Origin of the sequence: Leptospira perdikensis, assembly GCF_004769575.1 — a bacterium.
Lineage (GTDB): Bacteria > Spirochaetota > Leptospiria > Leptospirales > Leptospiraceae > Leptospira_A > Leptospira_A perdikensis.
Map to the genome: position 1 here is coordinate 979,969 of NZ_RQGA01000003.1, position 25,726 is coordinate 1,005,694.

General features: G+C 39.0%; 21 protein-coding genes. 14 read left to right on the plus strand and 7 right to left on the minus strand.

All coding sequences use genetic code 11. From position 1 onward, the window contains the following. Positions 1–2 precede the first annotated feature (2 nt). Positions 3–1,886, plus strand: coding sequence for an ABC transporter ATP-binding protein (locus tag EHQ49_RS05935; RefSeq protein ID WP_135577259.1), 1,884 nt, complete (start codon positions 3–5; stop codon positions 1,884–1,886). Between the two features lie 16 nt (positions 1,887–1,902). Here EHQ49_RS05935 and EHQ49_RS05940 read toward each other — a convergent pair whose 3' ends face one another. Further along, positions 1,903–2,322 (minus strand): zinc ribbon domain-containing protein, encoded by a 420-nt coding sequence (locus tag EHQ49_RS05940; RefSeq protein WP_135577261.1) that lies wholly within the window; start codon positions 2,320–2,322, stop codon positions 1,903–1,905. Positions 2,323–2,393: 71 nt separating this feature from the next. On the opposite strand from EHQ49_RS05940, the gene EHQ49_RS05945 reads away from it, so the two are divergent. Further along, positions 2,394–3,896 (plus strand): succinate CoA transferase, encoded by a 1,503-nt coding sequence (locus tag EHQ49_RS05945; RefSeq protein ID WP_135577263.1) that lies wholly within the window; start codon positions 2,394–2,396, stop codon positions 3,894–3,896. After that, on the plus strand, positions 3,893–5,140 hold the full coding sequence (locus EHQ49_RS05950; RefSeq protein WP_135577775.1) for an NAD(P)-binding protein: 1,248 nt from the start codon (positions 3,893–3,895) through the stop codon (positions 5,138–5,140). The genes EHQ49_RS05945 and EHQ49_RS05950 overlap by 4 nt, the downstream gene beginning before the upstream one ends. A gap of 8 nt (positions 5,141–5,148) precedes the next feature. Here EHQ49_RS05950 and EHQ49_RS05955 read toward each other — a convergent pair whose 3' ends face one another. Next, positions 5,149–5,904 carry an SAM-dependent methyltransferase gene (locus EHQ49_RS05955; protein WP_135577265.1) on the minus strand — a complete coding sequence of 252 codons (756 nt, stop codon included), beginning with the start codon at positions 5,902–5,904 and terminating at the stop codon, positions 5,149–5,151. A 41-nt stretch (positions 5,905–5,945) separates the two neighbouring features. On the opposite strand from EHQ49_RS05955, the gene EHQ49_RS05960 reads away from it, so the two are divergent. The 4 genes from EHQ49_RS05960 (at position 5,946) to EHQ49_RS05975 (ending at position 11,111) form a co-directional block, all read left to right on the plus strand. Beyond that, complete coding sequence (locus EHQ49_RS05960; RefSeq protein WP_135577267.1) at positions 5,946–6,212, plus strand: metal-sensitive transcriptional regulator; 267 nt, start codon at positions 5,946–5,948, stop codon at positions 6,210–6,212. 101 nt (positions 6,213–6,313) lie between these two features. Then, positions 6,314–6,538 (plus strand): YgaP family membrane protein, encoded by a 225-nt coding sequence (locus EHQ49_RS05965; protein WP_135577269.1) that lies wholly within the window; start codon positions 6,314–6,316, stop codon positions 6,536–6,538. A gap of 3 nt (positions 6,539–6,541) precedes the next feature. Next, the gene (locus EHQ49_RS05970) at positions 6,542–7,954 is read left to right on the plus strand and encodes a TolC family protein (protein ID WP_135577271.1); all 1,413 of its coding nucleotides are present in this window, start codon (positions 6,542–6,544) and stop codon (positions 7,952–7,954) included. After that, positions 7,932–11,111, plus strand: a complete 3,180-nt coding sequence (locus EHQ49_RS05975) for an efflux RND transporter permease subunit (RefSeq protein WP_135577273.1) — start codon at positions 7,932–7,934, stop codon at positions 11,109–11,111. Before EHQ49_RS05970 ends, EHQ49_RS05975 begins: the two co-directional genes overlap by 23 nt. A gap of 123 nt (positions 11,112–11,234) precedes the next feature. On the opposite strand, the gene EHQ49_RS05980 is transcribed toward EHQ49_RS05975, so the two are convergent. From EHQ49_RS05980 to EHQ49_RS05995, 4 genes are all read right to left on the minus strand, one after another. Then, complete coding sequence (locus tag EHQ49_RS05980) at positions 11,235–12,017, minus strand: hypothetical protein (protein WP_135577275.1); 783 nt, start codon at positions 12,015–12,017, stop codon at positions 11,235–11,237. Between the two features lie 154 nt (positions 12,018–12,171). Then, positions 12,172–12,978, minus strand: a complete 807-nt coding sequence (locus EHQ49_RS05985; protein WP_135577277.1) for a hypothetical protein — start codon at positions 12,976–12,978, stop codon at positions 12,172–12,174. Between the two features lie 41 nt (positions 12,979–13,019). Then, the gene (locus tag EHQ49_RS05990) at positions 13,020–13,826 is read right to left on the minus strand and encodes a hypothetical protein (RefSeq protein ID WP_135577279.1); all 807 of its coding nucleotides are present in this window, start codon (positions 13,824–13,826) and stop codon (positions 13,020–13,022) included. Positions 13,827–13,970: 144 nt separating this feature from the next. Beyond that, a complete protein-coding gene (locus tag EHQ49_RS05995; protein ID WP_135577281.1) occupies positions 13,971–16,352 on the minus strand; it encodes a HAMP domain-containing sensor histidine kinase in 2,382 nt (793 codons plus the stop codon). Between the two features lie 163 nt (positions 16,353–16,515). Between EHQ49_RS05995 and EHQ49_RS06000 the strand changes: the two genes are divergently transcribed. The 4 genes from EHQ49_RS06000 to EHQ49_RS06015 all read left to right on the plus strand — a co-directional run bounded on the left by EHQ49_RS06000 (position 16,516) and on the right by EHQ49_RS06015 (position 22,219). After that, a complete protein-coding gene (locus EHQ49_RS06000; protein ID WP_135577283.1) occupies positions 16,516–17,172 on the plus strand; it encodes a lytic transglycosylase domain-containing protein in 657 nt (218 codons plus the stop codon). Positions 17,173–17,242: 70 nt separating this feature from the next. Beyond that, entirely contained in the window at positions 17,243–18,445 is a 1,203-nt protein-coding gene (locus EHQ49_RS06005; protein ID WP_135577286.1) for a hypothetical protein, read from the plus strand. A gap of 3 nt (positions 18,446–18,448) precedes the next feature. Next, entirely contained in the window at positions 18,449–20,971 is a 2,523-nt protein-coding gene (locus tag EHQ49_RS06010) for a penicillin acylase family protein (protein ID WP_135577288.1), read from the plus strand. Between the two features lie 84 nt (positions 20,972–21,055). After that, positions 21,056–22,219: a tetratricopeptide repeat protein gene (locus EHQ49_RS06015; protein ID WP_135577290.1), complete on the plus strand. Its 1,164-nt coding sequence runs from the start codon at positions 21,056–21,058 to the stop codon at positions 22,217–22,219. On the opposite strand, the gene EHQ49_RS06020 is transcribed toward EHQ49_RS06015, so the two are convergent. After that, positions 22,211–23,500 carry a PilZ domain-containing protein gene (locus EHQ49_RS06020; protein ID WP_135577292.1) on the minus strand — a complete coding sequence of 430 codons (1,290 nt, stop codon included), beginning with the start codon at positions 23,498–23,500 and terminating at the stop codon, positions 22,211–22,213. The genes EHQ49_RS06015 and EHQ49_RS06020 overlap by 9 nt on opposite strands. Positions 23,501–23,592: 92 nt before the next feature. Here EHQ49_RS06020 and EHQ49_RS06025 point away from each other — a divergent pair, with 92 nt between their 5' ends. From EHQ49_RS06025 to EHQ49_RS06035, 3 genes are all read left to right on the plus strand, one after another. Next, a complete protein-coding gene (locus EHQ49_RS06025) occupies positions 23,593–24,120 on the plus strand; it encodes a hypothetical protein (RefSeq protein ID WP_135577294.1) in 528 nt (175 codons plus the stop codon). After that, a complete protein-coding gene (locus EHQ49_RS06030) occupies positions 24,104–24,922 on the plus strand; it encodes an enoyl-CoA hydratase/isomerase family protein (protein ID WP_135577296.1) in 819 nt (272 codons plus the stop codon). Before EHQ49_RS06025 ends, EHQ49_RS06030 begins: the two co-directional genes overlap by 17 nt. A gap of 67 nt (positions 24,923–24,989) precedes the next feature. After that, positions 24,990–25,688 (plus strand): Crp/Fnr family transcriptional regulator, encoded by a 699-nt coding sequence (locus EHQ49_RS06035; RefSeq protein WP_135577298.1) that lies wholly within the window; start codon positions 24,990–24,992, stop codon positions 25,686–25,688. The last annotated feature ends 38 nt before the right edge of the window (positions 25,689–25,726 follow it).

Sequence of the window (25,726 nt, forward strand, 5' to 3'; positions counted from 1 at the left end):
ACGTGAAGATTTACCGAAAACTCTGGCCATACTTGGCAAAATACAAATACAGACTTAGCCTCGGTGTTTTCTTGTCCATATTTGTTTCCATTTTTAATGGAGCCTCCCTCACGTCTCTCATTCCTATTTTTGATTCTCTTGGAACCGGCGAAAATTACAAGTTTCAAATCGCCCTGACCAAAAAAGACCAGGCTTTACTTTCCGAATATAAAAAACCAGACAAACTCGAAGGATTGAAGTATTGGGAATGGCAATTTGCCAATCTCAAACAGAGTACAAACGAGGAACTTGCAGATAAAAAACCCGATGACTTGGTGTATTTATTTTGCCTCATCATCCTACCCATTTACTTTTTAAAACTCATTTGTCTTGCGGGGACAGTTTACTTTGTCAACTCAGCAGGCCTTCTTGCCGTCAGTGATCTCAGGCAAGCACTCTATAAAAAACTTCAAGTATTGCCGTTGAACGAGTTCTATCGGGAAAAAACAGGGGTTCTTATGAGCCGTGTCATTAACGACGTCGACATTGTCGGAAAGGTCATTTCTAACGACTTAAAAGATGCCATTAACGATTTTTTTTATATAGTAACTCATTTAATCATCTTACTTGTGTTAAGTTGGAAGTTGTTTTTTTTGTTATTCATTGTTATTCCCTTAATTGTTGGGCCAGTAAGTACTTTTGCAGATCGTATTCGGCGAACCACAAAAAACCAACAGGAACAATTGTCTGAATTGAATGGGGATCTTCAGGAAGTTATTTCCGGGATCAGAGTGATTCGTGCATTTTCGATGGAAGACAAAGAAGCTGATCGATTTTTAAAAGTAAATCAAAACCTTTCCGATAAAACTTTTAAAACACATTTTTACCATCAAATAGGCCCCGCCTTAACAGAGTTATCTGGCTCAGTTGTAACGATGGTTTTTTTAGGGATAGGCGCTTATTTATTGGAGGATGCTAGTTTTTCCAAAGGGATGTTCATTGCGTTTTTCCTAACTTTGATTTTTTTAATGCGTCCTTTAAAACAAATGAGTATTCTTGTGAATTTGATCCAAGCCTCAGTGATTGCAAGTGATCGTGTGTTTGAGATTTTAGGACGAGATGTAGATATTAAAGAACCAGAATTTCCAAACCCACTAGGCCAATTGTCAAAGGCCATCGAATATAAAAATGTATCCTACTTATATCCAAATACTGATTTGTATGCACTTAAAAATATCAATCTGACATTACCACTTGGAGGAACTATCGCAATTGTTGGATCTTCTGGTGCCGGTAAATCAACGTTAGTTGATTTGTTGCCGAGATTGATTGATCCGAGTAGCGGTGGTATTTTTTGGGATGATGTGAATGCTAAAGATTTGAGTTTAGATAATTTACGAAAACGAATCGGGGTGGTTTCCCAAAATATTTTTTTATTTAATGGTTCGGTTAGAGAAAACATTGCTTTCGGAAAACCAAATGCTTCTGAAGAAGAAATTCGCCGTGCGGCCGAAGATGCATTTGCATCTGAGTTCATCGAAGCGTTTGAAGAAGGTTATGATACCATTGTTGGGGAACGTGGTGTGATGTTGTCTGGCGGGCAAAGACAAAGGATTTCGATTGCTCGGACATTACTTGCTAATCCAGAAGTATTAATTTTAGATGAGGCAACATCTGCTTTGGATACAGAATCGGAGAGACTCATCCAACAAGCGTTTGTTCGGTTATACGAAAATAAAACTGTTATCATCATTGCTCACCGTTTATCTACGGTAAAAATAGCAGACACGATTTATTATTTAGAAAATGGTGAAATCGTCGAAAGTGGTAGCCATACTGATCTACTAAAAAATCAAAATTCTAAATACAAACGATTGTACGATATGCAGTTTTCTGGTTCTACGTAAATAGAAAACTGGTATTTTATGCTAGGCGACCTGTTCCGCAATTAGGGCAAAACTTTGCATTCGGAACAGCAACAAACGAACCACAGCTGGCACATGTCCAATTTTCGTTGAGTTTTGGAGATTGTAAAATTGTTGTGTTAGCCACATTCAACTTTTTGTCCTTTAATTCCATCTCGACAGAATCCAAGGCTTCAATATAAGGTAGGGATTGGTTCTGAAATTCTTCTTCTGTTAGTTTTCCTGAGTCAAAATCAGAACGAATGTCTTTTAATGAATCAAGTAGGTTTCTTTTTTTCTCTGTAATCGGTTTTAGATAGGCGTCCTCATCTTTTCCAAAAGGAGATTCATCAAGCCTGAATTTGTAATGAAACAATACAAAAGGAGCAATGAGAATGATTCCAAAAACCAGACAATACAGATATAAGAGAAAATCCATACGTTCAGAATTTGGACTTTTTATTTTTATGCAATCTCTTTATCTTTGGTCAAAGAAGAGAATTTGCATTTATGCCCGTTAACAACTCACTAATTGAACAAAAAACAAAAACAGCAGAAGAAGTTGCGACATTATTGCCTAGGCATGTAACTCTCGGATGTTCGGGATTCACACCGGCAGGATACCCTAAACTTATCCCTGTAGCATTCGCAAAACGAATTGAAGAGGAAAAAAAAATAGGGAATGAATTCTCAATCAATCTGTATGCGGGTGCATCTACCGGTGATGAGCTGGATGGAGCTCTTGCAAAAACGGGTGCTTTAAAACTAAGAATTCCTTATCAGTCTAATTCTCACCTTCGTAATCTCATCAATCAAGGTGAAACGGATTTCATCGATATGCATTTATCTCATGTAGTAAAATACATTGAACATGGAATTTTGCCAAAAATTGATGTGGCAATTGTTGAAGCAATCGACGTTACCGTTGATGGAAAAATTTATCTTTCCACATCTTCTGGTATGAGTGCCACTTATATCCGTAATGCGGAATCTGTTTTTATTGAGCTAACGGATACTCATCCTTTAGAACTTAAAGGATATCACGATATTTATCTTCCCAACCATCACGAAAAGGGACTTCCTATTAACATCATCACACCAGGTGATCGGATCGGCCTTCCTTATATCCAAGTTTCCCCCGATAAAATTAAAGGGATTGTACGTTCCAGTAAGCCGGATGCGGCCACTGTATTTAAAACTCCGGATGAAGATTGCCAAAACATTGCGGCTCATGTTTTATCTTTTATCCAACACGAAATCAAAATGGGAAGGATTCCCAAGGAATACCTTCCGTTTCAAAATGGAGTAGGTAATATTGCTAATGCAGTGCTTGCTAGTATGGCAAAAGATCCTAACTTCCATTCCATACAAATGTATACCGAAGTGGTTCAAGATTCGGTATTTGATTTGATTGATGCAGGAAAATTAGAAATTGCTTCTACATCCGCTTTGACTTTTTCAGAAAAAGGGCTGAAACGATTTCATGAGAATATCGCTGAATGGAAATCAAAGTTTGTCATTCGACCGCAGGAAATTTCAAATCATCCTGAAGTCATCAGGCGAATGGGGCTCATTGCTATGAATACGGCTATCGAAGTTGATATTTATGGAAACGTAAATTCCACTCATGTGATGGGAACATCAATGATGAATGGAATTGGTGGTTCTGGTGACTTCACAAGGAACTCGCACCTTTCTATTTTTATGACTCCATCCCTTGCAAAAGATGGAAATATTTCTGCGGTGGTTCCGATGGTATCACATACAGATCACAACGAACATTCTACCATGATTTTTGTTACCGAACAAGGGTTAGCTGATCTTAGGGGTTGTCCTCCTAAAAAAAGAGCAGAGCTCATCATTAACAATTGTGCTCATCCTTCTTACAGAGACAGACTTCGCGAGTATTATGAAAATGCTCTTCGTGTTTCGAGAGGAAAACATACTCCTCATGACTTAGAGAAAGCACTTTCTTGGCATATCCAGTTCTTGAAAACAGGAAGTATGAAGTGATTGGTATAGTCGGCTCCGGAATTACTGGTCTTACTGCTGCTTGGATGATTCGTAAATTTAAGGATGTAACCTTATTCGAAAAACATTCTGAGATTGGAATGGCTGCATTCGGCGCAAAACAAGTGATTGATGGAATAGAAATCGAATTTGATATTCCTTTTAGAACTATTAAAAGAGATTATTACCCCACACTTTTCCAGGTATACGATAAAGCGGGAATTCAAACAAGAGCCGTTGATTATTCTTTTCGAGTGGAATCTAATGAAGAAGCAATATTTGGATTTCGTTCTCATCAACTGTTTGGAATTCCTTTTGGTGTTCCCACAATGGATTCCTTTGTATCTTTAAAGGGAGTTCAAATTTTTTCAGATCTATTAAAGTTTTATGCGAACGCAAAAGACGATTGGAAAAATGAAGACCCAACAATTTCTATTTTGGATTTTTTAATTAAATATAAATATTCCAAAGAGTTTATTTTTGAATTTTTACTTCCTACATTCGCACTCGTAAATACATGTAAGACAGAAACTGTAGGAGCCTATCCGGCAGAAACTATTATCGGATATCACTCGAGAGGTTATTCATATACACCTCAAGAAACAGCGAGGTTTGGTACAAGAGACATTGTAAACCGTCTGACCGCCGATTTGCAAAATCTTACACTCAATGCAGGCATCCAAAGGATCTACAAAAAGGCTGATAAAACCATCATCCAATTTGCCAATGAAGAAAGGGAATTTGAACATATAATTCTTTCTACACAAGCAAACCAAGCAAGGGATCTTCTTGGTGTTGGATTTGAACTAGAAAAAGATATTTTAAGTGAATTCCGTTATGAGTCGAGTGATGTGGTTTTACATACAGACGAATCTTATTTTTCAAATGTATCCTTATCTTTAGTTTTTAAAATTAGAGATGGTTATGACAAACCGGAAGTAACTTTGGATTTAGGAAGGATCATACCTGAACTAAAAGGCAAAAAGATATTTCAAACATGGAATCCACACAAACTCCCCAAGGAAAGTGATACCTTGAAGTTTGCAAAGTTTGAAAGGCCTGTAATGGACGAAAAAACAGCCAAAGCCATCCAAAGAATCACAAAATTACATTCCAATCCCAATTGTAATCTTTGGTTGTGTGGGTCGTATTCTTTATATGGGATCCCACTTTTGGAAGCGGGTGCCAAATCTGCCTTACTCGTCGCCTCTGGTTTGTTAGGGCGTAGTGTAGATGATTTGATTTAAGCTAAAATCTATTTTCCAAATACATAGTAATGGTAAGTTAGGCCTAGGTGTTTAACAAACCAATTCAAGACCTTCCCAAAAGATTTTAATGAAGTTGGTAGTCTTTTCGAATAGTTGATGAATCCAAAAAGGACTAAGTTTGTCCAATCAATGTGTTTGATTAATTTGAATCCAATAGATTCTAATTCAGAAATAGTTTCTTCACAGAGTTTCAAATTTCCTTTGGGAATGAGAAAGGGAAGATACATCCACCAAAAACTTTTCCATTTTGAATCCGTAATTTGAAAATGAGTGAATGTTAAGTTCCCGCCAGTTTTTAACACTCGGTAACTTTCTTGGTAAAATGCCGAAAGGTTTTGAAAGTGATAAGATGCATCTAAAGAAAATACATAATCATAAGAGAAGTCTTGGAAAGTTTTCATTTCTTCCCAACTTCCTTTTAAAAATGGATGAATTTTAGTATCACTTGATACAAACAATTGTTCTGCGAAATTTGATTGTTCCCCAGGAAGATTAATTGCGGAAAGAAGAACGGGATCGTAGTTCTTTTGCCAATACACTAAACTTCCTCCAAGTCCTGAGCCAACTTCTAGAATTTTGGATTTTTCTCGTAATTGACAACCTTTAGCAAACTCGGATACAAATCTGAGCCCTGCCGTATCATAATTGTTCTCTCCATCCCAATACCCAAAATTCGAAACATAGTAGGGAGGTGACTGCGTAAGGACAGTTGCTGGTGATTTAGAAAAGGGGAAAGGGGTCATTTTTTACTTGATTGATTGTTATACCCTGCCGGGTATGTAGTATGAGCCTTTCGGAAAACCAAACAAAACTGATCCATCGTATCAATCGAATCCAGGGACAGCTGGAAGCAATCAAGAATACAATTAATGCAGAGGAAAAAGACTGCGAAAAAGCCATTTTGCTTTTAAAAGCGGCCCACCAGGCCATGAAAAAATTTGGCGAAGCTTATATTCACGAGTATATGGACACTTGTTTTAAGGAAAAAAAATCCACTGCTAACATCGAAGCCGATGTAAAAAAAGCCATTACTGCCGCTTTCTCTCTCTAAACCCACAAAATCCTTTTTAAAAAATCCCTAAAATCAGTTGCCACATATACCCCTACCGGTATACGTGGATTTAGTTTCTATATACTATAGGGGGTATGGTAATGTTTTTGGCTTCGACTAAAACTTGGTATTTGGAGCGGGTCGTTTATTTGATCGCTGGTGTTTTTAGTTTGTTAGGTGTTTCCCTTGGTACCTTGGTTTCGCCTTGGTGGTATCTTTTGAATTTAGTTGTCGGAATCAACCTGGTTGTTTTTTCAACCGTTGGTTTTTGTCCGGTGGCAATTCTTTTGAACAAACTGGGATTTCAACCTAAGGTGATGGATTAAAGAATGAAACCTATCATTAGCTTTTTGCTTTTGATCGGTCCGATGGCTCTCTATGCAGAGTCCATCGGTTTTGGTGATTTGTGGAAACGAATTGAAGAAAATTCATCAGCTAGAAAATCCAAATATTTGGAATGGAAAGCCGGTGAAATTGCCAAAGAACGCACCGACAAACATTGGTTACCTAGAGTTTATACCGATTTACGTACTTTCCAAACGAATGATCCGACACTCAATTTTATGGGTAAACTGAGCCAGCGAAGTGCTACTGATTCTGATTTTTCTACTGCTTCTACACGATATAGGCCGGGAAACTTTTTGGATTCGAATAACCAATCTTATTCGACATTAAATTCAGATACTATGAATCTTTTTGCTAAAGATACATTGAACTATCCAGGAAGTCATACTTATTCACGTGGTACTCTTGGAATGGATTTTCCTTTATATGAAGGTGGATCAGGTAAAACACTCGCGACTATAAATGAAAAAAGGTCAGCGGGTTTAAAGTTTGAATGGTTTGCCGTCCGAGATAGAGAGTTTGCACAAACAGGGTTTTATTATAGAGCCATCCAAACATTAAATGAATACAAAGAGAGATTAGAGAAAATTAGAAAAATTGAATCTAAGTTTCAGTCCAACTATTCTCTCGGAAATAAAGGAAACCCTGTTGGGTATGTTGGATACTTAGCGTTAAAATCAATCAAAAATCAAATTTCCATTTTGGAAAAACAATCGGATTTACAAATCAATGATTACAAAGAGACTTTATATGTCCTTTCCGATCTTCCCCCTTCTGAAATAGAGATCATTGAATCTGATTTGAATGAATTTTTAAATGTTCATTTTAAACGGCCTGTAACTTACGAAAGATCCAACCAAATGAATGCTCAAATCAAATATGCAGAAGGCGAAAAACTAAAAACCGATATGGAGATGGCGAAGTTTTTACCAAAGGTTGGTGTTTATTCAGAAGCTTATGGATACCAAGGTAGTAGGAATATTGCAAACGCCTATCAGGCGGGAGTATATCTACAAATGAATCTTTATAATCCAAAAGATATGGGTGTTGTGGAAGAATCTAAACTCAATGCAGAAGCTGCTTTAAAAAAAATAGAAGAGAAAACTAAAGAAGAAGAGGCCCATATAAAATCACTCTTTCAAAAAGAAGTCTCACTTGCTGAGAGTTTAACGTTAGTGAAAGAAACGGTAAAATACCAAGACGAACAAATTGTTAATATGCAAAAACTTTTTCAAAGTGGTGCGATAACTGCCATTCAATTTGCAGAAACACTGAATAAATCTTTAGAGCTTTCTCGCGTTCTGATGGAAACAGAAATTGCAGTTCTCCAAGTCAGAACAGAAACATCGATATTTTCAAATAAGGAAGAACCAAATGAATCCATTGGAAGAAATTAAGAAAGGATTTGCAGGAAAATTGGCAGAGACCTTTCTATATTCTCGTCTTACCCCCGTCATTGCGATCGCAAGTTTGATCCTTGGTATATTTGCCGTATACTTAACTCCTAAAGAAGAAGAACCACAAATTTCTGTTCCTATGATTGATATCCAAATTCCAACACCTGGATTTTCACCAGAAGAAACGGAAAAAAAAGTTACTGAGATCGTCGAACGAGCTGTTTGGGGACTTGAGGGTGTCGAATATGTTTATTCTACAAGTAAATGGCATGGAAGTTATATCACCGTGCGATTCAAAGTAGGTGAACCTATTGAACCATCACTAGTTAAGATTCACCATAAATTGATGGAGCTAAAGAATACACTTCCTCGTAACTCTCTAAATCCGATTGTAAAATCCTATTCTATAGATGATGTTCCCTTTCTTGCCCTAAGTTTTAGTTCGGAAACGATAGATGATTATTCTTTGCGTCAACTCATAACTCCACTGGCGCGGGAACTTTCTTCTACTCCCGATTTGGCCAGTGTGCAGGTACTAGGTGGTTTAAAGAAAGTGATCCGAGTGAAAGTTGATCCAAATCTTCTCAGCCGTTATGGAGTTACGGCTATTGAAGTGGCGATGAGTTTAAAAGAAAATGATACCCTCATTCCTGCTGGTAAAAATTGGTCGTTTGATTCTATTTTGGATATGGAAGTTGGTGGAGTATTAAAGAATATAACTGATGTCAAAAGACTTCCTGTTGCACAACGCGGTGGTCGAGTGGTCCGTATTCAAGATCTTGCCACGGTGGAGGAGGGGGCGGAAGAAAGAACTAGATCTTCTGCTTTGTATGATAAATCTCTTGGGGATAAAAAACGAAATGTTGTTACTATTGTTTTTGCCAAACGCAAAGGTACAAACGTAGTTAATTTATCCAAAGATCTTTTGGAAAGAGCCAATCTTTTTCAAAAAGATTTACCAAAAGAAATCCGTTTAAGTATCATTCGTGATTACGGAAGTACAGCAGAAGATAAGTCTCATGAATTAATAGAACACCTTCTTATCGCTACCATTTCGGTTACAGCTCTCATTGCTTTGTGGATGGGATGGCGTTCGGCATTTGTTGTAGCGATTGCCATTCCAGTCACTTTGGCTCTGACCTTGGCCATTTATTATTTTCTTGGATATACACTTAACCGTGTTACATTGTTCGCTTTGATTTTTTCTATCGGGATTTTAGTGGATGATGCGATTGTTGTAGTAGAAAACATTGAACGTCACCTAGAAGAAAATCCAAAACTTGGAATCATTCGTGCCACACTCGTCGCTGTTTCTGAAGTAGGAAATCCGACCATCCTTGCTACCTTTACAGTGATCGCTGCTATTTTACCAATGGCTTTTGTACGAGGACTTATGGGTCCGTATATGAAACCCATTCCAGTAGGTGCAAGTCTTGCAATGATCCTTTCACTCATTGTTGCTTTTGTAATCACACCTTGGGCCTCGGTTCGACTTTTAAAAGAGAATTTATCCCACATGGATAAAAAATCAAGTGAACCTAGAATTTCCAAACTCGATGCGGTTTACATTTGTTTTATGAATTGGTTACTTGGGTTCAAAAAAAACGCGGCAGTATTCGGTGTGACAACCATTGGTTTGTTACTTGTTTCGATGACCTTTGTTGGTTTTAAGTGGGTGAAGGTAAAGATGTTACCTTTTGATAACAAAGAAGAGTTCCAAGTTTTATTAGATTATGAACCAAAAACGACTCTGACTCAAAGTATGGCTCATTCTGAAGAACTAACAAAGATCTTAATGAAGAACCCGAATGTAGAAAAAATTCAGATTTTTGCGGGGGAGGCAGCCCCTTTTTCTTTCTCCGGGATGGTGAAACATTCCTTTCTCCGGAATTTAGATTCCATGAATGATTTACAAATCATTCTAAAGAATAAAAATGAACGCAATCAATCAAGTCATGAGATCATCGAATCTTTACGATCCGATATACGAAAGTTTGGTGAAAGTTACGGTGCGGTAACAAAGGTTTTAGAAATTCCCCCAGGCCCACCGGTAATGGCAACGATGGTGGCAGAAGTGTATGGGCCAACGGCATCGGTACGAAAACAAGTGGCCGAGGAAATCTACGCTGTTTTTCATGAAGAAACAAGTGTTGTCGATTTGGACACATCCCTTCGGAATGGTCGCCCGAAGATAGTATATCCCATTGATTTTGAAAAATCGGGACTTTATGGAATCAAAACATCAGCATTAGCTTTGACAGGTTCAATTCTTTTCTCCGAGTCTTCACTTGTGAGTTTAGCTACAGCAAAAGAACCAGAAGAAGTATCCGTGAACCTTTCGGTAATCCAGAGTGCACGTGGATCCAAAAATCCTTTCCAAAATCAAAATATCATGTCCATGGAGTCAGGTGTTGTTTCTTCTGAAAGAGTTTTAGGAAATCCTTACCAAGAAGAAGATCGTAGTTTATTTCGTAAAAATTTAAAACCAGTGCAGTATGTAATGAGTGAACTTTCAGGCGAAGAAGAAGCTCCCGTATATGGAATGTTAAAACTTTCTCCCAAAATCAAATACGAAACACAAACAGCAGAGGTTCCTTGGAACACAACAAAACCAGTGATTAAATGGGATGGGGAATGGTTTATCACCTATGAAGTGTTCCGTGATCTTGGAGGAGCCTTTGCTATAGTGATTTTACTCATTTATATTTTGGTTCTTGGTTGGTTTAAAAGTTACATAGTTCCTCTTGTGATTATGGCACCGATTCCTATTTCTTTAATTGGAATTTTGCCAGGACACTTCGTGATGGGAGCTTATTTCACCGCCACATCCATGATCGGATTCATTGCGGGCGCTGGAATCATTGTTCGAAATTCCATCATCCTAGTAGATTTTATCGAAGGCGAAATTAAAAGAGGTGTGGAACTGAAAGAAGCAGTGGTTCATGCAGGAGTGGTTCGGTTTCGTCCCATGTTACTCACGGCTTCCGCAGTGGTAGTGGGATCTTTTGTGATGTTATTTGATCCTATTTTTCAGGGTCTTGCCATCTCATTGATGTTTGGTGAAATTGCGGCTACAATCCTTAGTCGGTTTGCGGTTCCTGTTTTATACTATTGGTTTATCGGGAAATCAAGACAAGGTGTGATCAAACATGGATAACAATATATTTTTTAAATTAAATGTTAAAACCGGATACTAATAAAAAAGGCTGAAATTACTTTCAGCCTTTAAGTTAAAAACCTTTGATAGAAAATACCAAAGGTTTTTATATCAGACAACTAATTAACGAGTTCCCTCGTTTTTGATTTCACTATGGTTCTTATACAATCCAGTTGCAGTTAAAGATGGTGCTCTAACATGGCCTGAGTATTGTGTATAAGTAGTGCTACCACTTACGATAGAAGATTGGCATTTATCAAGCCCACCAGAACGGTTGTATCCACAAGAAGAATGGTATGCCACTGCATAGTCATCTTCTCCTGGAAGAATTGCAGATGGTCCAAATGCACCTTTATAACCAGGTACATGGTTGATCTGAACTCCACCCGTATTGTTGTGATTGAATGCCCCACGAGCTGTGGACACGATGAGTGATTTATCCATCGCATTTCCAGCAAATCCAAACGTTGCACCATTGAGTGCAGATGCTAATTCTGACCCACCAGAAGCCGCAGCAAGAGCTGTTACTTTTGTTAGGTTAAAACCTTTAGCAGATGCGGTAGAACCAAGGTTAGACAACCAAAATTCAATCGCATAACATCCCGCAGAGTGACAAACGATTTTGCAAGAGTTAGACCCTTTGCAATAATTCGTAAGTCCAGTTGCAATGTTTGTTTGTGCACGGGCAGTTCCGAAAGTTCTAGGATCAGAAGTTCCATCGTAACCGATGAAAATTTTAGATCCAGAAACCGTATTCGCTGAGGTTCCCCAGTATCCGTTTACGTCTGTCGTTCCCACGCCGTTGTGGTTTTTGTCTGATTTTCCGTGAATGAACACGGTGTATGTTTGTGCACTGAGCGATCCTGCAAAAAGCATCGCAAGTACAGTGGTAATGGTTCTTCGCATTTTTTTTCCCTTTCCTGATTTTCTATATTACGACACAAATTACATAAATAAGTCAAATATGTCAAATTATATATGTTTGGGGCAAAAAAAAGACCAGCCGAAGGGGCTGGCCTTTTTCCTTTCTCTTTAGGAGAAAGACGAAGGGTTCAGCGACTTACCGATATCCTTCCGTTTTGATTTCGCTGTGGTCAAGGTAAAGTCCTGTAGCAGTTACAGAAGGAGCACGGTAGTGTCCGCTGTATTGTGTATAAGTGACATTGGAATTGAAAGGCCAGATTCCTTCACTTTGAGTGAGAGAAGATTGGCATTTATTCAAACCACCTGCTTTGTTGTATCCACAAGAAGAGTGGTATGCCACTGCATAATCATCTTCTCCAGGAAGAATTGCTGAAGCACCAAACATCCCTTTGTATCCAGGAACATGGTTTACGGCAACTCCTGCAGTGTTGTTATGATTGAAAGCACCACGAGCTGTTCCTACGATAAGAGCTTTGTCCATCGCATTTCCAGCAAACCCAAATGTAATTCCATTGAGTGCAGATGCTAATTCTGACCCACCAGAAGCCGCAGCAAGAGCTGTTACTTTTGTTAGGTTAAAACCTTTAGCAGATGCAGTAGAACCAAGGTTAGACAACCAATACTCGATTGCATAACAACCAGCTGAATGGCAAACTACTTTGCAAGTGTTAGCACCTTTGCAATAGTTCGTAAGTCCAGTCGCAATGTTTGTTTGTGCACGGGAAGATCCGTAAGTTCTTGGGTCAGTAGTTCCATCGTAACCGATGAAAATTTTAGATCCAGAAACGGTATTTGTAGAAGATCCCCAGTATCCGTTTACATCTGTTGTTCCCACACCATTGTGGTTTTTGTCTGACTTACCGTGAATGAACACAGTGTAAGTTTGTGCACTAAGCGACCCTGCAAACAGCATCGCGAGTATTGTTGTGATTGAGCTACGCATCTCTTTTTTCCTTTTCCTTTCTTTAAATGATACCGTTTAACCTATCTCCAACCCTCGGTTTTAATTTGACCGTGGTCTAGATAAAGTCCTGTAGAAGAAACAGATGGTGCACGGTAGTGACCACTGTATTGGTTGTATGTTTTGTTTGAGCCAAAAGGCCAGAGTCCTTCATACTGAGTGAGAGAAGATTGGCATTTGTTTAGACCACCCGCACGGTTATACCCACAAGAAGAGTGGTATGCTACTGCATAATCATCCTCTCCAGGAAGAATTACGGATGCACCAAACATTCCTTTGTATCCAGGAACATGGTTAACAGCGACACCTGCAGTGTTGTTATGATTGAAAGCACCACGAGCTGTGGTCACAATTAGAGATTTGTCCATTGCGTTTCCACCGAAACCGAATGTGATTCCGTTCAATGCGTTCGCAAGTTCCGATCCACCGGAGGCTGCAGCAAGAGCCGTTACCTTTGTTAAATTAAAACCTTTTGCAGAAGCAGTGGAGCCTAGGTTAGACAACCAATATTCGATGGCATAACATCCCGCAGAATGACAAACGATTTTACAAGAGTTGGATCCTTTGCAGTAGTTTGTAAGACCTGTGGAAATATTTGTCTGTGCACGAGACGATCCATAATTTCTAGGATCGGAAGTTCCATCGTATCCAATAAAAATTCTAGTTCCGCCAACCGAGTTTACGGAAGATCCCCAATAGCTGTTTACGTCAGTAGTTCCGACACCGTTATGATTTTTGTCTGATTTTCCATGAATGAAGACCGTGTAAGTTTGGGCACTTAGGGATCCCGCTAAAAAAACGGCTGTTAGTGTGGCTAATATCTTTCGCATTTGGTTGTCCTGGTTCAAAGGTATGTTCCCTTTGTTTTATAAGTTTGGCAAAAGATTGACAAGAAATTTTTTTCCAAATTTAGACAAAATTTTAACATAATTTTGCCATTGTCAGAGTTTCTCTGACAATTTTTGGTCTGAATCCTAGGATTTTGCTAGGGGTATGCGAATCGAGAAGAGGGTTTTCCCTGGTTGGCTTTCGACTTGGATGCTGCCGTTGTGGTTTTGGATGATTTTTTGAACGATGGAAAGACCGAGTCCTGTCCCCATACCGAGCTCCTTGGTGGTGAAAAAAGGCTCAAAAATCCGAGGGAGGATGTCTTCGGGGATTCCCTTGCCATTGTCTTCGATTGTGACTCGGGCATCGGACACTTCCTCCTGCAAAAGGATTCGGATCTTACCCCCTTCCTTCGGGCAGGCTTGGATTGAATTGTAGATGAGGTTGGTCCAAACTTGTACGAGCTCATCGGCATGACCAAGGATCACAGGATCTCCACTCACTTTCCAATCGATTTCAATGTTTTGTTTCCAACTGGTAGAATACATAGAGAGAACTGAATCGATCCCTTCTTTGAGAGAGAGGAGTTTTTGGGATTCTTTGGGACCGGAATAAGAATGGTGTTTGAGCGCAAAAACAATTTTGGAAGCCCGTTCCACCGCAGTTTCAATGATCCCCAAATGAAATCCAATGACAAAGTCGTTTAGTTGTGACTGGAATACATTCCTTCCATCTTCCGTATCAAATAAAGTTTGGTATTCTTCGGGAACAGTTTCAATGTTAAAATCAAAACATGTGTCTGCGAGAGATATGGGATCGGAAATAGATTTTGATTTGAAGAAAGCGATGAGTTCTTTTTTTCTTTTGAACCGAGATGTGACTTCGGAGCGTTTTTGGTTTTTGAATTCTGCGATGAATTTTTCAGCTAAAAAATCATGTTCAGATTTTTTAGGGCTCATGACATTACTTTGTCCATCTTTGATGAACTGAATGCTCCCTTTAATTGCTGCTAGTGGATTGTTGATTTCATGAGCCACACTGGCAGCGATTTTTCCAAGTGTTGACATCCTTTCTGCTTGTAGAAGTTGTTCTTGGGTCTCTTTTAATTCTAAGATGGATTGGTTTAATGATTCAGTACGTTCTTCAATTTTTTGTTCCAATTGAAGTCTTGCGTCACGAACAATCGATATCATTTCATTAAAACTATTCGAAAGTTCTCCGATCTCATCTCTACTCGACACTTTTACGGTAACAAGTAAGTCGCCGGCTTGCATTTTTCTAATCCCAGCAAGTAATCTCGTTAAGGGGTAAACGATACTTGTTTTATGTAATACTGGATACAACATAAAAATTGTAAATAAGGAGAATAGTAGCGTGACTATGAGCCAAACCACTGTTTGGTGTACTGCATTTCTGTATTCAATGTATGGGATGGCAATAAAAAAGTGGTGGTTTTTAGCATGAAAATCAGATGTCCAATAAATACTACTTGGATCGTTGGAAAATGATTCTACTTTGAAGGATTCAAAAGTTGCAGGCCGATTTTGAATTTGTTTTATGTAGTCTTTTGTGAAATCAGTTTTGTTAATCCGAAAGTTTTGGTCTTGGATATCGATTACCAATTCAGAAAGATAAACAAATGGATAAGTGGCACCTAACTCTAATTGTGTTTTTATGCTATGTTTTTCGCGACTCATCTCATTTTGGAAATCTACGCGGAATCGATTGAATAAAAAATTTGCAACGATAGAAAGGATCAAATACAAAACCGTTAAGTTGAAGGTCATGATTTTGAATCCAACGGTTGACGGAATGGTTTCTTGGTTGAGCGAAACCAAAATGATAATCGTCATGATAATGATTGTTAGGTTAGTGAGCAAAAATAAAAAGGTAGGTTTACTAAAATAATTTAGGTCGACCAAAATGTCTGCAAATGAGAGAGAAAGGATTCCAAAAATGGCTAAAAGGAATCCTCCCGTATTTCTTTTTTTGGATCCTTCAAACCGAAAGTATTTTGCGATCAGTACAATAATGGTATTCCCAAGGATCAAACACAAAACCCCGGCAATGGACAGAATCGAAAGTTGGATGATGGTGGATGAGGCATGTTGGTTCGGAACATAAAATTCCATTTTTGGATCAAATAGGATCTCTCGGAAAAAGAAACCAGTTCCATTGGCTAGGATGGCAACACTTGCAAGGAGGATATGGATACGATGGCTCCAATTTTTCCAACGGGGGAAACTGTTTACCTGAAATCCAAAGGCAAGTTGTGATGCGGATACACCCATGATCAGAATGGCAGGGTTTTTCAAAAAAACAAATACATACGCGGTCCAGGGCGCTACGAACGAATTACAAATGGACCAAGCCACTGACCAGATAAAAAGACAGGCCAGTGGGAGAAGAAGGCCACGAAAGGTGGGTGTTAAATCCTCCTTTCTCGCCATAAAATAGACAAAGGCAATTCCACTTACCAAACAGAGGCCAAAATAGAAGAAACTATAAAGATTGAGTAAGGGTGCCAAGCAATCTAGGTATGCACGATTTTTGACTTTAGGCAAGCATTTCGCGGTTCTTGGGGAATTTCATTGGTGCGGTGCACAAAATTGCGGTTGCCTGGATGTGGGCCTGGGAAATCATGGACTTATTGTGCGATGCACAAATGAAAGCCTTTAAAAAGAGGACCTGATGCGAAAAATAAACCCACTCACACAAATCCTAGGAACGAGTTTCTTCCTCCTAATTTTCCTTTTTGAATCTTACGGAAAAATAAGTTCCGCCGGCCTTAGTGTTCGAAACGAATCCTCCAAGAGAAAATTGGAAGTTTACATAGCGAAACACCGGCCTTCCCTTTCTTCTAAAGAGCGAATCGAACTTGTTTCTGCTATGGAAAACGCCTCTCTCAACCTGAGATTGCCTTTGGGAAACAAAAGGGAACGAATTGATAAACTTGGATTTTTAGTTGGTCTCGTCCAAACCGAATCCCAATTTCACAAACGAGCGAAGTCCCATAAGGGAGCTCTCGGCCTGATGCAAGTGATGCCGGCAACTGCTAAGTGGTTGGCTGCAAAAGAAGGAATACCATTTTCTTCTGAAAAAGACTTATATGATCCAGAAATCAATCTGCAGATTGGTGTTTTGTATTTGAATTATTTAATCGAACGAACGGACTCTTTGGATGCTGCTTTGTTATCTTATAATGCAGGACTTGGTGGTTATAAACGATTTGGAGGCATTCCGGAGTATTCGCAGTCCGTTTACCGATACTACGAAGATTGGAAATCAATGCCTATGCCAACACAAAGTATGATTTCAGAATCCGTTGCCAGTCTTCTTTCTATTTAAATTTTACTTTACATAGTTTTAAAACCGACAAGGCTCTTATCCGTTTTATAAAACAAAAGGATGGGAGCGTATGGATTTAATTCGTAGATACGGTGTGTATCTAGCAGCTGTTATATTGGTCGTGATTGGCCTTATCTTCTTTTTAAATAAGGATAATGCGGGTTCTGATCAAGATGCTAGCGAGAAAGCCAGACAAGAAAGGATGGCAAGTAGTTCTGATCCAACGCAAAACGACGGAACCTCTGGTGGTGGTTCTGATTCTTCCGGTGGAATTCCTGATGATGGAGCCACTCCTGAATACATTTTAGAAAAATATTTAGAATGGGCCGAATATCCTCCGTTTTCAAGACCAATGTCCATTCTAAATCATGACTTAGCATTCCCCTTTATCATTGAAACATCTCCCGATTATTCCATTGATCCAAAAACGAACGAACCAACGGGATACGTATGTTTATTCCAACCAAAAACTTGGGCTGTCATTGGAAACAAGGACATGATGTATGTAACTTTGGAATGTCGGGATAAAGCAAGAAACCGTGTAAAGGTATCTATCGATTCTCACCAAGTATTTAAAGAATGGGAAGGCCAAAGGTTTGGTGTTGTCAGTGCATCAGTGAACGACAATGGAACCGATGGTGACCAAACACGTGGAGATAACATTTTTACTTTTTCTTGGAAACCACAAAAAGCTGATTGGGGACAGATGTCTCTCGTAGCGGAAATTACTTATGGTCCAGAGAATCTCAAAACCACTTTAACCTCTAGTTTTTTTTCCAGTCCTTCCATTCCAGCAGAGTTTAATGGGGTATTCTCAGATTCCTTACACGATGGATCTCTTATTGTTCGGGCTGTTGTGAATGTGTATAAAAAAGGGAAATACCATTTGGAAGCAAATTTAAAGGACGAAAAGAATGGGGAGTATGTCGCCTATTCAGTGTATGATGGTGATTTGGTATCTGGTTCTAATGAAGTAGAGTTTACTTTTTATGGTAAAATCCTGCGAGATAAGGATTTGGATGGCCCCTATTTGGCAACATCCTTTCGAGGCCACCGTGTGAATTTACCCATTGATCCGGAATGGTTCAATCAAGGTGCAGAAGGACTTCGTAAAATCCAAGCCGCAAAAACTACGGAACCGGATCGCGAACTTGTCATTCCATACAAAGACGAATACAAAACCAAATATTATAAGGTGGAATCCTTCTCGAATGCAGCATGGGATTCGGCAGACAAACAAAATCGCATTCGTCAAATTAAATCTTTGCAGTAACTTATGTTAGAAAAAGTAAAAAAATTCACAAGAAAGAGACCCTTTGTTAGTCTCTTTCTGCTTTTCATCTTAACTCTTCCGATTACCCTCCATATTTTGTTTTGGGGTCTTGTCGCATTAAAAGCACCGATATACCAAGGAGAGATTGTTTCCGATAAACTGACTTCCAAGGTTACAGTGATCCGTGATGATGCAGGGATTCCGCATATTGTGGCTGGTGATGCCAAGTCCGCCTATTTTGCGCTAGGTTATACAATGGCCCAAGATCGGATTTTTCAAATGGAGTTACAAAGACGCATTGGGAAAGGAGAACTCACTGAGATTTTTGGTGAAAAACTTATCCCTACCGATCAGTTTTTAAAGTCTCTTCTTTTGAAAAAAACGGCAGAAGAATATGCCAACCAAAAAGAGCATATCCATCCAGAAGCCTGGAATCAATTGGATTGGTTTTTGGATGGGGTGAATCATTTTCTCGCCGAAGACAATTTACCAATCGAATATACAATTCTTGGGATTAAACCAAAACCATTTGATCGAGTTGATGCCATTTCCTTCCTATTTTATATGGGTTTTTCTTTTGCGGAAGGGATTAAGTCGGACAGTTTGTACAGTATTATGGAATCGGAGTTAAAGGGTCGTTCTGCTAGTGAGTTGTTTCCTAGGTATGACTTTGAAAAAAACGCTACCATTTTGGAGGCCCAACCTGGTGTTCACAGGTTAGCGAATGTTAAGGATTTCCAAAATTCAAATTCAATCCAAAAACAAACTCAAAACCAACACCAAATTAAAAACCTGGAAAAACAAAATCTAACAAATGGGAAAGAAGTTCTCAATCTAAAACAACTTGTCTCTTTTGTGAATCATCTTCAGTTACCGATTGAGCCTTTGGAAGGAAGTAATTCTTGGCTTGTGGGACCAAGTCGGTCAGAAAGTGGCGGAGCTGTTCTTGCGAATGACCCACACATTGCTCTTTCCAATCCAGGTGCTTGGTATGAAGCTTACATTGAATATCCAGGTTATGAAAACTATGGATACTTTTTATCCATCATTCCTTTCCCTCTCATTGCCCATAACAGAGATAAGGCATGGGGACTCACCATGTTGGAACAAGATGATGTGAATTTGTATATGGAAACCATTGATGGCGGAAAATATAAAAACGGAAGTGGTTGGAAGGATTTAGTTTACTATCGTGATGTGATCCGCAAAAAAGATGGAACGGAAATTCCTTTTGAAGTGGGGATCACAAACCATGGCCCACTCATCACAGAACATATCAAAGGATACAAAGGTAGGCCTGTGAGTTTGTATTGGGCTCACCACCATTTACAAAACCCACTCCTTGATGTACTTTTTCAAATGGGAAAATCAAAATCTTTTACAGAGCTTGATTCTGCATCTTCCATGATTGGCGCTCCTGGGCTTAATTTTAGTTATGCGGACAAAAACGGTAACATTGCCTACTATGCTGTGGGAAGGTTCCCGATTTTAAAGTCAGGCAATCCACGTAAAATTCTAGAGGGTTCTACAGGAGAAAATGATGTAGTAGGTTACGTTCCGGCAAAGAACAATCCTAAGATCATCAATCCTAAAAATGGAATCATAGTAACTGCCAATAACCAAGTGACAAATAAATCATTACCTGGTCTTGGAAAACCAGAAGGGAACTGGCAGCCACCAGATCGTTTTCAAAGGTTAGTTGGGATTTTGGAAACAAAGGAAAAGTGGAGTTTGGAGGACTTAGCAGCCATCCAAAACGATACGGTTTCTTCTTTTGCACCGGAGTATTTGGATTTGGTTTTGAATACTGTGAAAGAGGCTAAAACACCTAACGGGAAAAAGGTTTTAGGAATTTTGAAAAACTGGAACTTTGAACATTTTCCCGAATCACAAGGGGCGGCTGTTTACGATGTATTCTTTTATATTACTCTTCGAGAGTTGTTAATTGATGAAATGGGTCCCGCCAATTTTGAGTTATATGGTGATATGGCTGAATATTGGACGGCATATCGTCATTTTGTACGTAACCCAGACTCGAACTTTTGGGATGACCTGCGAACTGAAGGGATTATCGAATCAAGAGAAGACATTTTGAAACGTTCCATTGACGAAACAGGAAGATATTTAGAAGAACATCTATCTTCTTCTCCAAGCCTTTGGACTTGGAAAAATCTGTATAAAATTAAACACCCTCATCCACTTGGCGTATTGCCTTTGATAGGTGGAATATTTAATATTGGCCCACTTCCATCTGCCGGAGGAGCCGAGGTTGTGAATAATTTAAAATACAAATTAATGAAAGAAGATTGGACGGCTACTGCTGGACCCTCGAAAAGACGTGTCATCGATTACGGTCGTTTTGAAGAGTCGGTCACCCAACTTCCCATTGGAAATAGTGGAAACCTTGCAAGTCCCTTTTATGGAAACTTAGTGGACGATTACATCAATGGGGTTCATCGAAAGATTTTGTATTCGAAAGAACAAGTGGGCGAGGGTAGGTTCCGTTTGGAATTTAAACCTCGCTAAATTTCTAAAATTTCCCCGCTGTCCGGCGGGGGATTTCTGTTTTTCTTCTCCCAAGTATTCTCTTTTGGTCGATCCTTAAATCAGATGTTCCGTTCCTTATTATTCAGTACATTCCTTGTGACGGCAACCTTTGCCCAATCCTCTTCGGATCGGTTGGCTTTCGCTTTCCGTAGCCAGGCTTCCCTTGACCCACTTCGAATGATAGTTGTCGGTGAGGTTGTGGGAATTGAAAAAGCCAGTTATTACGAAGTGGATACTCTTTCCCAAGAATTAGAAGTGGATACTAGACCGGATACAGTAACCATCAAAGTGGCTGATCCCAAAGGTATTCGTGTGGGACAAATTTTGTATCTTTTAGAAAAGAACCAAGACCACAAAACATTCCGTGATGGAAATATTGTGGGTATGATAACTGTAAAATCAGTATACCAAACTACTTTTTTCGGATGGCAGGTTCGTGGAGAAGGATATTTACGACTCATTGAAGACCGTCCTGTAACGGCTGCAAGATTACTCGATACCACTAAATACGATGAAGCCTTTATGGCTAAAAAACAAGGGGATCATTATTTTGCAAAAGGGCAAATGGAAGAAGCACTTCGAATGTACAAACATTCTGTTTCTCTTGACCAAGGATCACCTGATTCTCATTATGCGCTTGGTAAAGCCCACTGGAAAGATGGAGAAGGGTATGTATCCACTGCTTTCGAATATTCGATGGCCTGGAAAAATAGAGAAAGATTCTCCAATGCCCAAGAAAGGCTGTTGTTCCTTGTTGATTATTTGCGTTTTTTGACTTTCTATTTTAAAGTAGAAGGGAAAGAAAACAAAAAACAATTAGATCTTATGCCACAAGTGGCAAAAGAAGCTCGTAATCTCTATCCAAAAAATTATGAAGTTTGGTTGTATAGTTTCGAAACTTCATTTTTAAATCTACTCCATTCGAACATGGCAGAAACCGGTGTTGATGGCAGAAAAAAAAGAGAAGAGTGGGCAGAACGTTCGGAAGAGTATTTAAAAAAAGCATATTCTTTGAGAAAGTCAGACTATTATCTGCATAAATTGGCTTGTGAGTTTTATCATTTGAAATGGAAAGAAACTCGTGGTTCCACCAAAGAAACAGAATACAGAGATAAACTTGTTGAACATGGGAAATTGTTACGCCTATATTATACAGGAGAAACAACTTTATCAGAAGATCTCTTAAATGCTATCCGCCTTGCAGAAAAACAATCCGGATCATTCTGAAAGGATTTTCATACTCTTTTCGAATAAATAAGATTCTAAATACAACATATCATCTGGGGCAGAACTGAAGTAGTTTACCCCTAGGTGGTAATGGTCTCCTCGATCTAAAAATCGAATGATTTCCCCACGAATGATCATGGTTCGATCTTTACTTAAAGGGATAAACATTTTGATGATATTGTGTCGTTTTAAATATTGAAATAGCCGTTTATCGTAGATTTCGAACAAAAGTCCATCGAGAGAAATGTCGACAACCTTTGTTGTCGATTGCATGGTTTCGTAACTTCCATGTTGAATGGCAATTTTTGTAAACACGTAACTGATGATTTCGGCCAATTCAAAAATATAAACTGCTTGGTTTTGGGAGATGGTGAATCTTTCCATAGCTGTTGAATAAACTTTGATGTATCCGACTACATCTTCATACAAACGAATGGGTGTAATGATATACGATACATAAAAATCGCGAGATTCATGTTTGCGCATTGATTCAAAAAAATCTAATGCAAAGTCTTCCCCAAATTCTTTGGACATTTCTTTATATTCGTTATGGTAATTGAAAAGCACCTCATCTTCTGGATCATGAATATAAGAGGTAATCCGGTTGCAGTCGGGAATATAAATTGATTTGGCAGTTCTTAAAACGGTTTTTTTGACAAAGTCATCATATTCATTTAATTTTTCATCAGGTTGGAAAAAACGAATTTCATAATCTTTTGAAATTCGTTCGATAGCTTCGGTTAACATCACGTTGATGAGTTTGCTATCCGGCCTATCCTTTCGTACTTCTTTCATTAGGTGAGGGAATCGACTTTCCGCATAAAGGTTTTTTCCCACTTCTCGGGATCCACCTGTCAAACTTCGGAATAAGATGATAAAGTTCATAAACAAATCGTCTACAGGAATCCGTTTATTTGTACGTAATTGATAGGACTGTAACTCGGTAGGCGTTTTGATGACCGTTCTTTCTTTTTGAATGTCAAGAATCACTACTTCAAATTGGTAGTTGATATTCATAACTTCAAAACGCACCCGTGCGCGCCTTGATCCTTCTTCTACCAAATCCGGTATCATTAAGGTGACTGTATGGGATTCAATTTCTTCGACAGCAGCTACTAAAGTATTTTCTTCATAGATAAATTCAAATTCTCTGTTATCGGCCTTAAGGTAGTAAAAGAGGTGTTTGACTATGTTCACATCTGACCCAATGATGGTTTCTTCAAATAACGATTCTAAAATCGTTATGAGTTCCTGCATCGAATCTGTTCTGCCGATCGCCATACTAAAATTATCGATTTTCTAGGGGTGAAAATCGATTTTATCGTCAGGAAAAAACGCTAGGAAACGACAGAATTCGCCGAAATGGGAAGTATATGGAACTCACTCTCCCAAAACATGTAAATCCTGAACTTATGCCAATGATCCGCCAAGGACTTCTCAGTCCGGAGAAATTAGCCGTCCTGACTGAATTGCATACCATTGTGGAACGATTTGCCGGTTCCTTATATACCGATGAAGAAACTCAAAAGAAAATTTTGGAGAAAACGGGATCTATACCGGACCTCATCACTTGGGGGGATTACTTCCAAACGGAAGTTGCATCACGTTATTTTTTAGAGTCTGAAGAGTCATTGAAGAGAATTGTTGATACCATTCGTTTTGATCTCATTTCTGCTCATTTGATTTTTAGCGGAAAACCGGATCATTACAAAGATAAAATTCGAGCAGAGGTTCTTGTGAGTAAGGGGATCGACGCTTCCCTTCCCAATCAAAATTTAGAAACCCAACACCTAGAAATTCTACTCAACTACTTTGAAAATATGGAGATCGGGAACAAACCTTTATCTTTACAAGATAAAGCCTGGTACGAATCCTTTCAGATAGATGAAATCGCGATTTGAATCCAAAGAGTATGAATTCCTAGAAATTGAATCCCGTGAAACCGAAGATGGAAAAATTGTTTCCATCTTCTTAAACAATCCCACTTCTCGCAATTCCATGACTTGGAAAATGGGGGAAGAGTTCGCAGACCTAATTCATTCCATTAAAAAAGAAAAAGTGTTACCGCGGGCCGTGATTGTCTCCGGGCGAAACGATGTGTTTTGTGCTGGTGGCGATTTGAATTTATTACGTTCCTTTTCTGAAAAATCATTCTCACAAAACAGACGTGATATGAGAAAATTCTACGGTTTCTTTTTGTCCGTTCGTAAACTTCCTGTTCCTGTGATTGCTGCTGTAAATGGACATGCCATTGGTGCTGGTCTTTCTTTAACCTTTGGTTGTGACTTGCGGATTTTTGCAGATGAAGGTAAGTATTCTTTTAATTTTGTCAGGCTAGGGATTCATCCTGGTATGGGTTCTAGTTTTCTTTCGCCTGAACTACTCGGAAAAAGTTTGGGTGGAAGGTTATTACTCACAGGGGAAACCTTTGATGGTAAATTTGCAAAAACTTGTGGACTTGCCCTTGACAGTGTTCCCAAAACAGAAGTGTATTCACGCGCCATGGAACTTGCTTTGTCGTTATCGAAAGCGGCACCTCTCGCCTTGCAAGAGTTAAAGAAGAATTTATATTCTTGGAAACAGCTCGATAGCGCTTTAAAAAAAGAAGCAGAATCTCAAGCGCGGAACTTTATTTCGGACGACTTTAAGGAGACGATAAAAAGTATCTTAGAAAAGCGGGAACCTAAGTTTACCGGCAAATAAAAAATTTAGAAGGTTTCTAAATTTATGACTCGACAAGGGTTTTTTAAGAGGTTACACCAAAACTAAAATGGCGGATCTTCCACTCAATCCTGATTGTTTTGCATGTGATTATAAGAATCACAATGTGCTCCATTGTGCTGCACATGAGACTATTGAAAGAATCAATGCAGGTAAGGACTTCACTGCGTTTCCGAGAGGAAAACATCTAGTTACTGCTGGTGTGAAAGCTGACGGTTTTTTCTTCATCAAAACGGGATTGGTTCGAAGTTATGTCCAACTCGCAAGTGGTAAGGAACAAACCTTACGACTGAGTGGGCCTGGAGATTGGGTAGGATTTCGGGATTGTATCTCTGATTCGATTTCCCATCACAACGTAGTCGCGGTGGAAGATACCCATGCTTGTTATATCACGGGAGCTCTCATTGAGGCTCTTGTGAAGGATGATATCAATTTCCAAAAAGAAGTCTTTCGGCAGATGGCCAAGGAATGGCAGGAAATGGAAGAACATGTGGTTTCTTTGGGAACCAAACAGGTTCATGAAAAATTAGCAGAAATTCTCATCGTTTTGGACAATGCACAAGGGCGTAAAAATCAAGTGGAACTCAAGGTCACAAGGGATGTGCTCGCCACTTTTATTGGCACCAAAACAGAAACCCTGGTTCGTGCTCTTTCTGACCTAAAAGCCCGGGAATTCATTTCGGTGGACAAAAACCGCATTGATATTCTGAACAGAGAAGCCTTGTTTTCTCTCTCAAAAATCGCCTAAATTTTTTCCCCAAACTATTAAGCCCCTGCATCGGAATT

Coding starts and splice junctions, on each gene's coding strand:
- EHQ49_RS05955 (WP_135577265.1), bottom strand. CDS start 5,904: ATGACCCCTTTCCCCTTTTCTAAATCACCAGCAACTGTCCTTACGCAG.
- EHQ49_RS06030 (WP_135577296.1), top strand. CDS start 24,104: ATGAAATCGCGATTTGAATCCAAAGAGTATGAATTCCTAGAAATTGAA.
- EHQ49_RS06010 (WP_135577288.1), top strand. CDS start 18,449: ATGTTAGAAAAAGTAAAAAAATTCACAAGAAAGAGACCCTTTGTTAGT.
- EHQ49_RS05980 (WP_135577275.1), bottom strand. CDS start 12,017: ATGCGAAGAACCATTACCACTGTACTTGCGATGCTTTTTGCAGGATCG.
- EHQ49_RS05990 (WP_135577279.1), bottom strand. CDS start 13,826: ATGCGAAAGATATTAGCCACACTAACAGCCGTTTTTTTAGCGGGATCC.
- EHQ49_RS05940 (WP_135577261.1), bottom strand. CDS start 2,322: ATGGATTTTCTCTTATATCTGTATTGTCTGGTTTTTGGAATCATTCTC.
- EHQ49_RS05985 (WP_135577277.1), bottom strand. CDS start 12,978: ATGCGTAGCTCAATCACAACAATACTCGCGATGCTGTTTGCAGGGTCG.
- EHQ49_RS06005 (WP_135577286.1), top strand. CDS start 17,243: ATGGATTTAATTCGTAGATACGGTGTGTATCTAGCAGCTGTTATATTG.
- EHQ49_RS05945 (WP_135577263.1), top strand. CDS start 2,394: ATGCCCGTTAACAACTCACTAATTGAACAAAAAACAAAAACAGCAGAA.
- EHQ49_RS06015 (WP_135577290.1), top strand. CDS start 21,056: ATGTTCCGTTCCTTATTATTCAGTACATTCCTTGTGACGGCAACCTTT.
- EHQ49_RS05970 (WP_135577271.1), top strand. CDS start 6,542: ATGAAACCTATCATTAGCTTTTTGCTTTTGATCGGTCCGATGGCTCTC.
- EHQ49_RS06035 (WP_135577298.1), top strand. CDS start 24,990: ATGGCGGATCTTCCACTCAATCCTGATTGTTTTGCATGTGATTATAAG.
- EHQ49_RS05965 (WP_135577269.1), top strand. CDS start 6,314: ATGTTTTTGGCTTCGACTAAAACTTGGTATTTGGAGCGGGTCGTTTAT.
- EHQ49_RS05975 (WP_135577273.1), top strand. CDS start 7,932: ATGAATCCATTGGAAGAAATTAAGAAAGGATTTGCAGGAAAATTGGCA.
- EHQ49_RS05960 (WP_135577267.1), top strand. CDS start 5,946: ATGAGCCTTTCGGAAAACCAAACAAAACTGATCCATCGTATCAATCGA.
- EHQ49_RS06025 (WP_135577294.1), top strand. CDS start 23,593: ATGGAACTCACTCTCCCAAAACATGTAAATCCTGAACTTATGCCAATG.
- EHQ49_RS06020 (WP_135577292.1), bottom strand. CDS start 23,500: ATGGCGATCGGCAGAACAGATTCGATGCAGGAACTCATAACGATTTTA.
- EHQ49_RS06000 (WP_135577283.1), top strand. CDS start 16,516: ATGCGAAAAATAAACCCACTCACACAAATCCTAGGAACGAGTTTCTTC.